Raw genomic sequence first — 14160 nt, forward strand, 5'->3', positions numbered from 1 at the left:
AAATTTTATGAATTTAGTTTTTTTTTAGAAAAAAGGTAAATAAAAATACAAATGAAAAAGGTACGATTATAAAAAATAAAATAAAAAGACAGGAGCTGATGGAATGCTTTTGACCAATAAAAGCCTCGACCATTATTTTGATAAATACGACCAATATTTTTCATTGATGACTGAATACGAGTATCCACTCATTTATCGCGAATACGATAAAATAAAAAAAGAAGCCTATTATCTGGTTGACCAAATCTCTTCAGAAAATTTTTTCTCCAAGTTGAAACAACTACTGATATTAGATGCTCGGATACAAATCATTCAAAGTTTACTTGAATTGGAATCAGAAAAAACTACTGAGGCAGAGATTCTCGAATTAGCTAAAACAGATAGCTGGACGTTTTATAAAGAAGCAGCGGGCTACCGATTAAATGAAACAGTGCCTCACACGTTACTTAATTATGTTTTGGCAGAAGACGAGGGTAGCCGTGATTAAATTTTTTGTAGAGAGTGGCTGAATCGAAGTGTTTATTTTGCTAAATATTCTTAGCTATCAAATTTTTCGAAGTACTAGTAAGGAGAAAAGAACGCATGGATAATTGGAAGTAGACAACACAAAAAAGCTGGACTCTCGACAAGTCCAGCCTCTGTATTTCGGAAGGAATCAAATAAGTAGAATTTTTGTTACTTTCCATGATACATGTAAAGTACCTTGTTGAATTTCTTCTTGATAAACAAAAAATCTTGTTTTCGTTACATCTTCAACACTCATTGACACATCTTTTACTAGTATTCAATTTTCAGATGTTCATTGTTTATTTTACGTATCTTTGTTACTTCTGGTTTTGGGAAACGAATCATCCAAACTCTTTATACGCATTCACTATTTTCATCAGTTTGACGCTTTGTACTTCACACGTATACTTGGTGAAACCTGTACTTCTAACAACTTTGTTTGCTTACAATACTTCATCGAGAAATCCTTCAACTTATTTGATGTTATCCTCCTTCCTTACACCTATATAGTAGCACGAAATGTTAGCGTTTGCAAATGAGATGCTTGCGATTCTATGCCTTTTTTATGAACAAAATTCATAAATTGTCTGAAATAGTTTATTAAGTTGAAAAAAATAAAAAAATGATGTTATATTTAATATAGGATTATTATTTAATGAAGATTGAAGGAGGAATAGGATGGAAGAATATAAAAAAACGGTGAGGGAAGTCCAAGAAGAAACAAATGCAAACCTAGAACAAGGATTGTCTTCGCAAGAAGCAACTAAGCGGGGCAAGGAGCAGGGACTTAACCGTTTTGATGAGGCAAAGAAAGAATCATTAGCCAGAAAATTTTTTAGAAGTTTAGCAGATTTTACGACGATTATTTTATTGGTTGCTGCTGTGATCTCTTTTTATACGGCCTTTGCAACAGAACACGGAGATTTATTTGAAGGTCTGTTGATTATCGCTATCGTTGTTATCAACTCCGCACTTACAATTGTTCAAGAAGGAAATGCAGAAAAAGCATTAGAGTCGTTGCAGGATATGAATAAGCAGACGGCACTGGTTTTACGTGATGGCAAACGAGAACAAATTGATGCAGAACAATTAGTTGTTGGGGACATTTTGATTTTAGAATCAGGTGCAACCATTCCTGCAGATGCTCGGTTGATTCAAAGTTCACAACTCCGAGTAGAAGAATCAGCTTTGACTGGTGAGAGTGAAGCGGTTGAGAAAGATGCTACTTATGTTAGTAAAGAAGAGGTACCTTTAGGCGATCAGATTAATATGGTGTTTAAAGGGTGCAGTGTAGCTGCCGGTCGTGGTCAAGCAATTGTTACAGCAATTGGGATGCAAACTGAAATGGGAAAAATCGCTGGACTATTAAGTGGCGATATGATGCAGAAAACACCTTTGCAAGTTCGCTTGAATCAGTTAGGTAAACGAATTAGTTTTATTGCATTAGGAGCGGCTGCATTAGTTTTTATTATCGGTGAGTTGCAAGGAGAACCGCTACTGGAAATGTTTATGACTTCTGTATCTTTAGCAGTTGCGGCAGTTCCAGAAACATTGACAGTTATCGTGACATTAACTTTAGCATTTGGCGTTCAGAAAATGGCAAAAAAACATGCAATTATTCGTCAACTGCCTGCAGTTGAAACATTAGGAACAGCTAACGTAATTTGTTCTGATAAGACGGGAACGCTAACCCAAAATAAAATGCGCGTGCGTCGAGTTTGGAGTCGCGGCGATGAAGTTACTGATACAGAAGATGCTATGACAGATAGTGCAATGGAAGTCTTGAAGATGGCAGCCTTATGTACAGATGTAAGTGTTGAAAAAGAAAATGATGAATTGATTATCAAAGGGAACCCAACAGAAGCCGCAATTGTGCGTGCTGTGGAAGAAAACTATCATACAAAAGCAGAGTTGGAAGAAAATTATCCTCGAATTGGAGAATTGCCGTTTGACTCAGAGCGAAAAATGATGACAACGGTACATAAGATGGGAAAAAAATATATTTCCATTACCAAAGGTGCTTTTGACGTATTAGCTCCACGCTTTCGTTATGGAGACATCGAACAAGCCACAGTTGTCAATGACCGTTTCGGAAAACGTGCGCTTCGCGTGATTGCAGTTGGTTTTGCTGTCTATGACGAAGAGCCACAAGACATTAGTTCAGAAGCGTTAGAAAAAGATTTACGTTTAATCGGGTTGATTGGCATGATTGATCCACCTCGCCCAGAAAGTAAAGGAGCAATTGCTCGCGCGAAAAAAGCTGGGATCAAAACAGTAATGATTACTGGTGACCATGTGGTGACAGCGAGTGCGATTGCAAAAGAACTTGGAATTTTGGAGCATTCTTCAGAAGCTTTAACAGGCGCAAAATTGCACGCGTTGACTGATGAAGAACTAGATGAACGTGTAAAAGAATTGTCTGTCTATGCACGAGTAACGCCAGAAGACAAGATTCGGATTGTTAAATCATGGCAACGAACAGGCGCAGTTGTAGCGATGACTGGTGATGGAGTAAATGATGCCCCTGCGTTGAAAGCAAGTGACGTTGGCTGTGCCATGGGAATCACTGGGACGGATGTAGCTCAAAGTGCTTCAGATATGATTTTAACGGATGATAATTTTGCAACGATTGTTGATGCAGTTAGCCAAGGCCGTTCTGTTTATCAAAATATTCGAAAAGCGATTAATTTTCTTTTGAGCTGTAATATCTCAGAAATTTTCATTGTGTTGATTGCGATGCTTCTAGGTTGGGGTGCGCCATTTACGGCAGTTCAATTACTATTTGTCAACGTAGTAGCTGATGGGCTACCAGGATTTGCACTAGGAAGGGAACCGGCGGAAGCAGGAATTATGGATCAAATGCCAATACCGCGAAATGAGGGGATTTTTGCACGTGGATTGTGGCAAAAAATTGCAGTGAACGCAAGTGTGTTTACCGTTGTAACACTTTTTGGTTACTATCTAGGAAGTTTTGTTGACACAATTAGCCCTTGGGTTGATGCTAGTCAAGAAGTTGGTCAAACGGTTGCTTTCCTAGTCTTAGCCTATTCTTCAATTTTGCATGTTTTTAATGTGAGAAGTAGTCAATCAATATTTAAGGTAAGTCTATCCTCCAATAAATCGCTATTAGAAATGGCCGTCTTAGCTGTAGTAATTACTACGGCAATGGCACTGTTCCCATTCACTCAAGAACTTTTTGGACTTGTTCATATTAGTTTGAATCATTGGTTGCTGGTCTTCATTTTATCAGTTACACCAATTGCAGTGAGCGAGCTGATTAAGTTCCATCAACTGCCAGATGTGGATGATGAAGAAGAATAAATAAAAAAGTGTAGCAAAAAAGCTGCGGTATTAACCGCAGCTTTTTTTGTGTACCTGTTGTTTAGTTTAGTAAGCAACATCTTTAGGCAATTCATTGTAAAAAGCAGCTTTTGTTGCTGTAATATATGGATTCAACCATAAATAGCCGATTCCTGCAGTCATTAATGCAAGAATGTGCCATCCGATAAACGACAAATCCAACCAGAACAATTTCCCTTTGTAACCATCCATTAGCTTACGACTTGCTGTAATCGTATCAAGCACACGAGGTTTTTGACCTGTTTCTTGAATCGTGTCGTAGTAGATAAAGTAGCTTTGAGAGTAAGAATAACTTTTGATAATCCCAGGGATAATAAGCAACAATGTCCATAATGTGGTGAATAACCAAATTAAAATAGCTAAACCGATTACGCCACCGATAAAGATACCTGAAAATCCACGAAATGCATCTTTAAATGGTTCGATTTGTGATTTTTGTCCACGTAATACATCAAGATAAGTCCAAGAAATACCACTCATGAACAACGCGCTAATAATGCCGGAAACAACTCCGCCACCACTACCACCGCCAGCACCAGATCCACCATTATCATTAGCAATCGTTTCCTGGATACTTGAAACATCTGACATACTTGCAATAAACAAGATGAATGGTACAAGAATCAAAAGAATAAGTGCAATAGCAATTAACGACGGAATCAAATTCAATAATACCGCTTGCCCCCAACGACCTTTCAAACTAGCCTTAGCTTGTGATTTTAATTCAGCAGAAGATTTCATCTATTTTTCACTCCTTTTCCATAAGTTAAAATTATTATAACAAAGATTCACTTTTTTGCCTTTCATCTTGCATTGATTATTCCGGAAATGTCTCTAAAAAAAGAGGATTAAATAGAACAGAAACAATAGATAAACTCTTGCAAAAAAGTGCCGAAACGATTATGATTGTGTGAGTTGTCAACGCTATTTTATAGAGAAAGTAGGGAATTGAATGTCACAACCTGCCATTCGCTATCGTTTAATCAAAAAAGAAAAACATACGGGTGCCCGCTTAGGTGAAATTATTACGCCACACGGTACTTTTCCAACTCCCATGTTCATGCCTGTCGGAACATTGGCGACAGTAAAAACTATGTCTCCTGAAGAATTAAAGGAGATGGGTGCAGGAATCATTTTAAGTAACACGTACCATCTGTGGTTGCGACCTGGAGAAGATCTAGTCGCTGAAGCTGGTGGTTTGCATAAATTTATGAATTGGGATCAACCGATTTTAACCGATTCTGGTGGTTTCCAAGTATTTTCATTAAGTGATATGCGTAACATTGAAGAAGAAGGGGTCCATTTTAAAAATCATTTGAATGGTTCTCGGATGTTTTTATCACCTGAAAAAGCAATTGATATCCAAAATAAATTGGGTTCAGATATCATGATGAGTTTTGATGAATGTCCACCATTCGATGAAAGCTATGACTACGTGAAAAAATCTGTAGAGCGTACTTCACGCTGGGCAGAGCGTGGACTAAAAGCTCACGCAAATCCAGCAACACAAGGTCTATTTGGAATTATCCAAGGGGCAGGATTTGAAGATTTACGTCGTCAAAGTGCGAAAGATTTAGTTAGCATGGATTTCCCAGGCTATTCAATCGGAGGATTATCTGTTGGGGAACCAAAAGCAGACATGAACCGTGTTTTAGAATTTACGACACCATTAATTCCAGAAGACAAACCACGCTACTTAATGGGGGTTGGTGCAGCTGATTCCTTGATTGATGGAGTAATTCGTGGAGTAGATATGTTTGACTGTGTATTGCCAACAAGAATCGCACGTAATGGAACTTGTATGACTTCGCAAGGTCGTTTAGTTGTTAAAAATGCAAAATATGCACATGATTTTCGTCCAATTGATGAAAAATGTGATTGCTATACATGTAAAAACTATACTCGTGCTTATATTCGTCATTTAATCAAGTGTGATGAAACATTCGGTATTCGTTTAACTTCTTATCATAATCTTTATTTCCTATTGAATTTGATGAAACAAGTTCGTCAAGCAATCATGGATGATAACTTATTAGAATTCAGAGCAGCCTTCTTTGAAGAATACGGATTTAACAAAGAAAATGCTAAGAGTTTCTAAATTCATGACTTTTATGTGAAATTTAGGTAAAAAGCTAGTGTAGATAGTACTTTTTATGCTAAAGTGTTTTTTGTAGATAGATTGAGTGAGGTGAAAAAAATGGGATCATTACCAATGATTGTGATGTTCGTTGCGTTGTTAGCAATGTGGTACTTTATGTCACGTACACAAAAGAAACAACAACAAGAACGTCAAAACTTGTTAGATAGTATGAAACCAGGCGATGCAGTTGTTACAATTGGTGGCTTGCATGGCGTAATTTCAGAAATCGATGAAGACAAACGCACAGTCGTTTTAGACTGTGAAGGTATCTTCTTAGAGTTTGACCGTGCGTCAATCAAAACGGTTAAACCAGGAGTGACTGTAGAAAACGATGCTACAGTGACAACTATCGAAGAACCAGTTGAAACAAAAGAAGAAACAATCACTGAAGAAGTAACAGAAGAAGTTTCTGAAGAAAACAAAGACGAGAAATAAGCATAGATTCTATGATTATTTTTCATCTGAAGAGACACAACTAATTAATTAGTTGTGTCTCTTTTTTTATTTGAAAATCAAAAGCGAGAAAATAAGTTCAATAGTGAACGTGATTGATAAATAAAAAATATTTTTTTCTTAGATAGTTCAAAAAATGCTTATAGCTAAATAACTTTATAACATCAAGGTTTATCTTTGATTTTAAAACTGTGAAAAAAATCACAAAAAACTATTTACAACTAAAATAAATTATTGTATGATACATATGTGAAATAATTAACAAACAAATGTGATACCCACTAGGAGGAAGACAATGGCTAAGACATTGGAAAAAGAACAAGTAAAAACGATCGACGTGCAAGCAATGATCGATGATCTTGCAACAAAAGCAAATGTAGCCCTAAAGGAAATGGAAGACTTTGATCAAGCGAAAGTGGACCATATCGTACATGAAATGGCAATGGCTGCCTTAGATCAACATATGCCTCTAGCAAAAATGGCAGTTGAAGAAACTGGTCGTGGTATTTATGAAGATAAAGCAATTAAAAATATGTATGCTTCAGAGTATATTTGGAATAACATTAAACATGATAAAACAGTTGGTGTAATTAATGAGGACGTTCAAAAAGGATTAATCGAAATTGCTGAACCAGTCGGAGTTGTTTGTGGTGTAACACCAACGACTAACCCAACTTCAACAACGATTTTCAAATCAATGATTGCATTGAAAACAAGAAATCCAATCGTGTTTGCTTTCCATCCAAGTGCACAAAAATCTTCTGCAGAAGCAGCACGTGTTGTTCGTGATGCGGCAATCGCAGCTGGTGCACCAGAAAACTGTATCCAATGGATCGAGCATCCATCAATTGATGCAACTTCAATGTTGATGAACCATCCTGGAATTGCAATTGTTTTAGCAACAGGTGGAGCAGGAATGGTTAAATCTGCTTATTCAACTGGGAAACCAGCTTTAGGAGTTGGACCAGGTAACGTGCCAGCATACATTGAAAAAACAGCAAAAGTAAAACGTGCAGTGAACGATTTGATCGTATCAAAAACATTTGATAACGGAATGATTTGTGCGTCTGAACAAGCAGTAATTGTTGATAAAGAAATTTATGCAGCTGTAAAAGCAGAATTCCAAGCGCATCAAGTGTACTTCGTAAAACCAAGCGAACTAGCAAAATTAGAAGATGCAGTGATGAATGAAGGTAAGTATGCTGTTAACCCAGCAATCGTTGGACATTCAGCAATGGAAATTGCTAAATTAGCAGGTATCAAAGTACCAGAAGGAACAAAAATGTTAATTGCTGAATTAGAAGGTGTAGGTGCTGATTACCCACTTTCACGTGAAAAATTATCACCAGTTTTAGCAATGGTTAAAGCAAACAATACAGACCATGCATTTGAATTATGTGAAGGTATGTTAAATCTTGGTGGACTAGGACATACAGCTGTTATTCATTCAGAAAATGAAGATTTACACGTGAAATTTGGTTTACGAATGAAAGCTTGTCGTATTCTAGTTAACACACCATCAGCTGAAGGCGGAATTGGTAATATCTACAATGAAATGATTCCTTCATTAACTTTAGGTTGTGGTTCTTATGGTAAAAATTCTGTTTCTCGTAATGTATCTGCTGTCAACTTAATCAACGTCAAAACTGTAGCGAAACGGAGAAATAACATGCAATGGTTCAAATTACCACCAAAAATCTTCTTTGAAAAGAATTCATTACTTTACTTAGAAAAAATGGAAAATGTTGAACGTGTCATGATCGTTTGTGACCCAGGAATGGTCCAATTTGGTTACTGTGATACAGTTCGTGAAGTACTTGCTCGCCGTAAAAACGACGTAAAAATTGAAGTTTTCTCTGATGTTGAGCCAAACCCTTCAACAGATACTGTTTACGCTGGAACAAAACTAATGGCTGATTTTAAACCTGATACAGTAATCGCATTAGGTGGTGGATCTGCAATGGATGCTGCCAAAGGAATGTGGATGTTCTATGAACACCCAGATACTTCTTTCTTTGGAGCAAAACAAAAATTCTTGGATATTCGTAAACGTACGTACAAAATTGCAAAACCTGAAAAAACTCAATTTGTATGTATTCCAACAACTTCAGGAACAGGTTCAGAAGTAACGCCATTTGCAGTTATCACTGATAGCGACACACATGTTAAGTACCCATTAGCAGACTATGCATTAACACCAGATGTTGCAATTGTTGATCCACAATTTGTTATGTCAGTTCCTGCCTCTGTAACTGCAGATACTGGTATGGATGTCTTGACTCACGCAATTGAATCATATGTATCTGTCATGGCATCTGATTACACTCGTGGTTTAAGTTTGCAAGCAATCAAGTTAGTCTTTGATTATTTAGAAAAATCAGTAAAAACACCTGATATGGAATCACGTGAAAAAATGCATAATGCGTCAACGATGGCTGGTATGGCGTTTGCAAATGCGTTCCTAGGAATTTGTCATTCAATCGCCCACAAAATTGGTGGAGAATATGGTATTCCTCATGGACGTACAAATGCAATCTTGTTACCACACATTATTCGTTACAATGCGAAAGATCCACAAAAACACGCAATGTTCCCTAAATATGACTACTTCCGTGCAGATACAGATTATGCAGATATTGCTAAATTCTTAGGTCTAAAAGGCGAAACAACTGCTGAATTAGTAGATGCATTAGCAAAAGCTGTTTATGAATTAGGTCAAAACGTAGGTATCGATATGAACTTGAAAGCACAAGGTGTGACACAAGAAACACTTGATACAACAGTTGATCGTATGGCTGAATTAGCTTACGAAGACCAATGTACAACTGCTAATCCAAAAGAACCATTAATTAGTGAATTAAAACAAATCATTATTGATGCTTACAAAGCTTAATAATTACCACTAGTTAGCGTACGGCTGGCAGCTGTTCGCTACATGAATCCCCCACACAAATTTCCGCTCAAATTTGTGTGGGGGATTTAAAATCATATTGATTCATATAAGTTTGTCTGGATGATTCTCTCATTCAGACAATTTTTTTATGTAAAGATAAAAATATGTGTTCCAATATGTACCTTTAGAATTACTTTGAAAAAATCCTTGTCTAACAAAAAAGAGAGAAACATTTCAAGGATCACTTAGCTATAAATTATTAGGATATGTAAAAATTTAAAACATAAGAGCAATTTTAGATATTTTTTCTCAATTAGAAATCGCAGATGAAAAATTATAGGAAGACTTTGCTCGAACGCCGATTAACCAAAAATGGTGGACGTATATGGCTCCTTTTATGGAAACCAATGACGAGGATTCGCCTGTGGCACAAGAACTAACTCCTGTATTTGAAGTTTGAATCAGTCGTACTATTAAAATCAAAAGTTTTCCGTTATAATTTTCCTATAAAGAAACGGGAGTGTGCAATATGGAAAATAAAAAACCTTACGGAACTGTTTTGATTAAGGCATCAACTATTTTAGATTACTTAGCAGAAGCGCCAGATTCTTCATTACAAGCAATTGCTAAAGGCACGGGAATGACTGCTTCAACTGCTTTAAAAATTTTAGATACATTAACTTTAATAGGATATACAAATAAAAACTCGGACAAAAATTATCGTTTAGGTAGTAAATTTATCCGTTATGCGAACAAAAGTATTGAGGAACAAGATTTAGTGGAAGCAACGCGTCCGTATCTTGAACAACTCCAAGACACGATTGATGAAACCATTCATCTAGGAATTTTAAATAATGAAGAAATTTTATATGTCAATAAACTAGAAGCGAAAAACCAAACGATCCGAATGTCGTCCAAAATCGGTGTGACTAGACCACTCTATAGTTCTGCTATGGGAAAAGCTGTATTAGCTGAGTTTGATGAGAACCAATATGATACATACTTAACGAAACATCCGCTAGTTCCATTTACTGAATACACGATTACTAATCCACTGCGTTTAAAAAGCGAGATTGAAAAAGTACAGCAGTCCAAAATTGCTTACGATGATGAAGAAATGGAACAAGATATTTTTTGTATCGGTGCAGCTATTGTCAAAAATAATGAAATCATTGGTGCATTTAGTATCAGTATGCCTAAATATCGTTTAACAGGCGAAATTAAAAATCAAATTGTTGCAGCAGTAAAGCAAACGAAACAAAAAATAGAAGAAACATTAACAAAAAAATGAAAAAGCGTTTGCATTTTTTCTTTTCTCCTTTATAATACGAGTATAGATTTCCAAATTATAAAACTTAATTTCTAAATAGGAAATAAGAGGTGGGGAAAATGAAAAAAATTGAAATTTTATCTCGATTGAAAAATGCTGGTGTGATTGCTGTAGTTCGTGGAAAAACGAGTGAAGAAGCACTGAATGCTTGTCATGCAATTATCAAAGGTGGCTTAACGGGCATCGAACTTACGTTTACCGTGCCACAAGCTGACCAAGTAATCAAAGAACTTTTAGCAACTTATCAAGAACGAGAAGAGATTGTCATTGGTGCTGGAACAGTGTTAGATGCGGTTACTGCTCGTTTAGCAATTTTAGCTGGTGCAGAATATATTGTGAGCCCATGTTTTGATAAAGAAACAGCAGAGCTATGTAATTTGTACCAAGTACCTTATTTACCAGGTTGTATGACGATTGATGAAATCAAAACAGCACTGAAGAGTGGGGTTGATATCGTGAAATTATTTCCTGGAAGTGCATTTGGTCCAAGTATTGTTTCCGCATTCAAAGCACCTATGCCACAAGTCAACATTATGCCAACTGGTGGTGTAAGCTTAGAAAATATGCAGGATTGGTTTGATGCAGGTGTGGTAACTGTTGGTGTGGGTGGCAATTTACTTGCGCCGGCTGCTACAGGTGATTTTGAGAAAGTGACAGAAGTAGCTAAGCAGTACGCGGCGAAAATGAAAGAAATCGCGGGGTAATTCATGATGGGAAAAGTGGTAACTCTTGGAGAAATCATGTTGCGATTATCTACAACTCAAGGAACGCGTATCATTAAAAGTGAGCAGTTCAGAGCTGATTATGGTGGCGGTGAAGCTAATGTCGCTATTTCATTAGCAAACTATGGACATGAAACTATTTTTGCTAGTAAAGTTCCGACTCATGCATTAGGCGATGCAGTTCAGAAACATCTTCAAAGTTATGGGGTGTCAACTAATTACTTGTTACGCGGTGGTAAGCGATTAGGGACATATTACATGGAGGCTGGGGTTGGAGAACGAGCGACCTCGGTAATTTATGATCGAGCAGGTTCCAGCTTTGCGACAATGACGGAAATCGAATGGTCATTAGAAAATTTATTTGAAGGCGTTGACATCTTTCATGTTTCTGGAATCACACCTGCTTTGTCTAGCGAATGGCAGCAGATGACAAAAAAATTGATGGAAGCTGCGAAAGAATCAGGCTGTTTGATTAGTTTTGACATCAATTATCGCGGGAAACTATGGACACAAGCAGAAGCAAGCCGAGTAATCAAGCAACTGTTACCTTTAGTAGACATTTGTTCAGCTGGAGAAATGGATGCGCTTTACTTGTTGGGAGTAGATAAAGCACCAGAAGAAGAAACAGAATCCCTGATTTATTATTATCAAAAAATGCAAGAGAAATTTCCTATGATTAAAGCATTCTATTCAACCAAAAGAAAAGTTTATTCAGCTAGCGCAAATCAATTAGTGGGAACCTTATGGATGGATGAAACTTATTTTGAATCACAAGTTCATGAAATCGAACCGATCGTTGATCGTGTTGGAGGTGGTGATGCTTTTGCTGGCGGAATACTACATGGTATGTTAACGGACATGCCGCCGCAGGAAATAATCAACTTTGCGACAGCTGCGTCCGCGTTAAAACATACGGTTCATGGTGATTGCAATCAATTCAGTCAAGAAGAAGTCACACAATTTTTAACCTGTGGCTCTGGAAAAATTATACGATAGGGAGAGTATTTATTATGCAAGAAATGAAAACACGTTATACACATAGTCCGGAAGATATCCGTCATTATTCAACTGAACAATTAAGAAATGAATTTTTAGTTGAAAAAGTATTTGTTCCTGGAGAAATTCGTTTAACTTATACCCACAACGATCGCATGATCTTTGGCGGAGTGACGCCTACAACAACTACTTTAGAAGTCAAATTAGATAAAGAACTCGGCGTTGACTATTTCTTAGAACGTCGTGAACTAGGTGTCATCAATATTGGTGGTCCAGGTTTTATTGAAATTGATGGACAAAAAGAACCAATGCAAAAACAAGATGGCTACTATATTGGGAAAGAAACGAAAGAAGTGATTTTTTCTTCAGAAGATGCTGAAAACCCAGCAAAATTTTATTTGAGTAGCGCACCAGCCCACCATAAATATCCAAATGTAAAAATTAGTATCGACCAAATCAAGCCAATGGAAACTGGTGAAGGTGTTACCTTGAATGAACGAAAAATTTATCAGTACATTCACCCAAATGTTTGCGAAAGTTGTCAACTTCAAATGGGTTATACAATTTTAGAGCCAGGTAGTGCTTGGAATACCATGCCTTGTCATACGCATGAACGTCGAATGGAAGCTTATGTTTATTTTGATTATGCAAATGAAGACACGCGTGTATTCCATATGATGGGTAAACCAGATGAAACAAAACATTTAGTGGTTGCGAATGAACAAGCAATCATTTCACCAAGTTGGTCAATCCATTCAGGTGTTGGTACAAGTAATTATTCATTTATTTGGGCAATGTGTGGCGAAAATATCACTTATACGGACATGGATATGGTTCAAATGGATCAATTAAAATAAACCAATATAAAGGAGAATCATTATGGATTTTACAATGGATAATTTTCGATTAGATGGAAAAGTTGCACTTGTTACAGGTGCAGTTTATGGGATTGGTTTTGAAATTGCCCGTTCATTAGCATCTGCAGGCGCAACAATCGTTTTTAATAATTTGACGCAAGAATCTGTCGATGAAGGAATCAAACACTATCAAGAAGCTGGTATTGAAGCAAAAGGATATGTTTGTGATGTGACGGATGAAGAAGCTGTTCAAGCGATGACTAAGCAAATCAAAGAAGAGGTTGGCTCGGTAGATATTTTGGTGAACAATGCCGGAATCATCAAACGGACACCAATGATCGAAATGAGTGCTGCTGATTTCCGTCAAGTCATTGATGTTGACTTGAATGCACCATTTATCGTAGCAAAGGCCGTTATCCCAGATATGATTGAAAAGGGTGGCGGAAAAATTATCAATATTTGTTCGATGATGAGTGAGTTAGGTCGTGAAACAGTTAGTGCCTATGCTGCTGCAAAAGGCGGCTTGAAGATGCTAACAAAGAACATTGCTTCTGAGTATGGACAATACAACATTCAATGTAATGGCATTGGCCCTGGATATATTGCGACGCCACAAACAGCACCTCTGAGAGAGCAACAAGAAAATGGTGAACGCCATCCGTTCGATCAATTTATCGTAGGAAGAACGCCAGCTGCGCGTTGGGGTGAACCAAGTGATTTAGCTGGACCAGCAATTTTCCTTGCTTCAGGTGCTTCAGATTTTGTTAATGGACACATCCTGTATGTTGATGGCGGTATTTTGGCATACATTGGAAAGCAACCATAGGAAAATAGTCATGAGATAAAAGAGTATTTCCTTCAATCTAAACAAAAAAGTGTCTGGGACATTAATCAAAATGATT

The 14160-nt window shown here is 37.0% G+C and carries 12 protein-coding genes; 11 read left to right on the forward strand and 1 reads right to left on the reverse strand.

All coding sequences use genetic code 11. From position 1 onward, the window contains the following. Positions 1–103: 103 nt before the first annotated feature. Positions 104–487 (forward strand): DUF7006 family protein, encoded by a 384-nt coding sequence (locus IGJ76_RS01050; RefSeq protein WP_067483334.1) that lies wholly within the window; start codon positions 104–106, stop codon positions 485–487. 698 nt (positions 488–1185) lie between these two features. Next, a complete protein-coding gene (locus IGJ76_RS01055; RefSeq protein WP_071868717.1) occupies positions 1186–3828 on the forward strand; it encodes a cation-translocating P-type ATPase in 2643 nt (880 codons plus the stop codon). A 66-nt stretch (positions 3829–3894) separates the two neighbouring features. On the opposite strand, the gene IGJ76_RS01060 is transcribed toward IGJ76_RS01055, so the two are convergent. Then, positions 3895–4608 carry a DUF975 family protein gene (locus tag IGJ76_RS01060; RefSeq protein ID WP_067483330.1) on the reverse strand — a complete coding sequence of 238 codons (714 nt, stop codon included), beginning with the start codon at positions 4606–4608 and terminating at the stop codon, positions 3895–3897. 211 nt (positions 4609–4819) lie between these two features. Here IGJ76_RS01060 and tgt point away from each other — a divergent pair, with 211 nt between their 5' ends. From tgt to IGJ76_RS01105, 9 genes are all read left to right on the forward strand, one after another. After that, the gene (gene tgt, locus IGJ76_RS01065) at positions 4820–5965 is read left to right on the forward strand and encodes a tRNA guanosine(34) transglycosylase Tgt (protein ID WP_067483328.1); all 1146 of its coding nucleotides are present in this window, start codon (positions 4820–4822) and stop codon (positions 5963–5965) included. 99 nt (positions 5966–6064) lie between these two features. Next, entirely contained in the window at positions 6065–6442 is a 378-nt protein-coding gene (yajC, locus tag IGJ76_RS01070; protein WP_067483326.1) for a preprotein translocase subunit YajC, read from the forward strand. Between the two features lie 313 nt (positions 6443–6755). Then, entirely contained in the window at positions 6756–9353 is a 2598-nt protein-coding gene (adhE, locus tag IGJ76_RS01075) for a bifunctional acetaldehyde-CoA/alcohol dehydrogenase (protein WP_067483323.1), read from the forward strand. Positions 9354–9714: 361 nt separating this feature from the next. Further along, on the forward strand, positions 9715–9813 hold the full coding sequence (locus IGJ76_RS01080) for an L-rhamnose mutarotase (RefSeq protein WP_071868761.1): 99 nt from the start codon (positions 9715–9717) through the stop codon (positions 9811–9813). A gap of 69 nt (positions 9814–9882) precedes the next feature. Further along, complete coding sequence (locus IGJ76_RS01085) at positions 9883–10644, forward strand: IclR family transcriptional regulator (protein ID WP_067483322.1); 762 nt, start codon at positions 9883–9885, stop codon at positions 10642–10644. 98 nt (positions 10645–10742) lie between these two features. Then, on the forward strand, positions 10743–11387 hold the full coding sequence (locus IGJ76_RS01090; RefSeq protein ID WP_067483320.1) for a bifunctional 4-hydroxy-2-oxoglutarate aldolase/2-dehydro-3-deoxy-phosphogluconate aldolase: 645 nt from the start codon (positions 10743–10745) through the stop codon (positions 11385–11387). A gap of 6 nt (positions 11388–11393) precedes the next feature. Then, complete coding sequence (locus IGJ76_RS01095) at positions 11394–12401, forward strand: sugar kinase (protein ID WP_095803360.1); 1008 nt, start codon at positions 11394–11396, stop codon at positions 12399–12401. A gap of 14 nt (positions 12402–12415) precedes the next feature. Beyond that, positions 12416–13258 carry a 5-dehydro-4-deoxy-D-glucuronate isomerase gene (kduI, locus tag IGJ76_RS01100; RefSeq protein WP_067483315.1) on the forward strand — a complete coding sequence of 281 codons (843 nt, stop codon included), beginning with the start codon at positions 12416–12418 and terminating at the stop codon, positions 13256–13258. 22 nt (positions 13259–13280) lie between these two features. Further along, complete coding sequence (locus IGJ76_RS01105) at positions 13281–14084, forward strand: gluconate 5-dehydrogenase (RefSeq protein WP_067483314.1); 804 nt, start codon at positions 13281–13283, stop codon at positions 14082–14084. The last annotated feature ends 76 nt before the right edge of the window (positions 14085–14160 follow it).

Origin of the sequence: Enterococcus sp. DIV0175 (genome assembly GCF_050529075.1) — a bacterium.
Lineage (GTDB): Bacteria > Bacillota > Bacilli > Lactobacillales > Enterococcaceae > Enterococcus_B > Enterococcus_B thailandicus.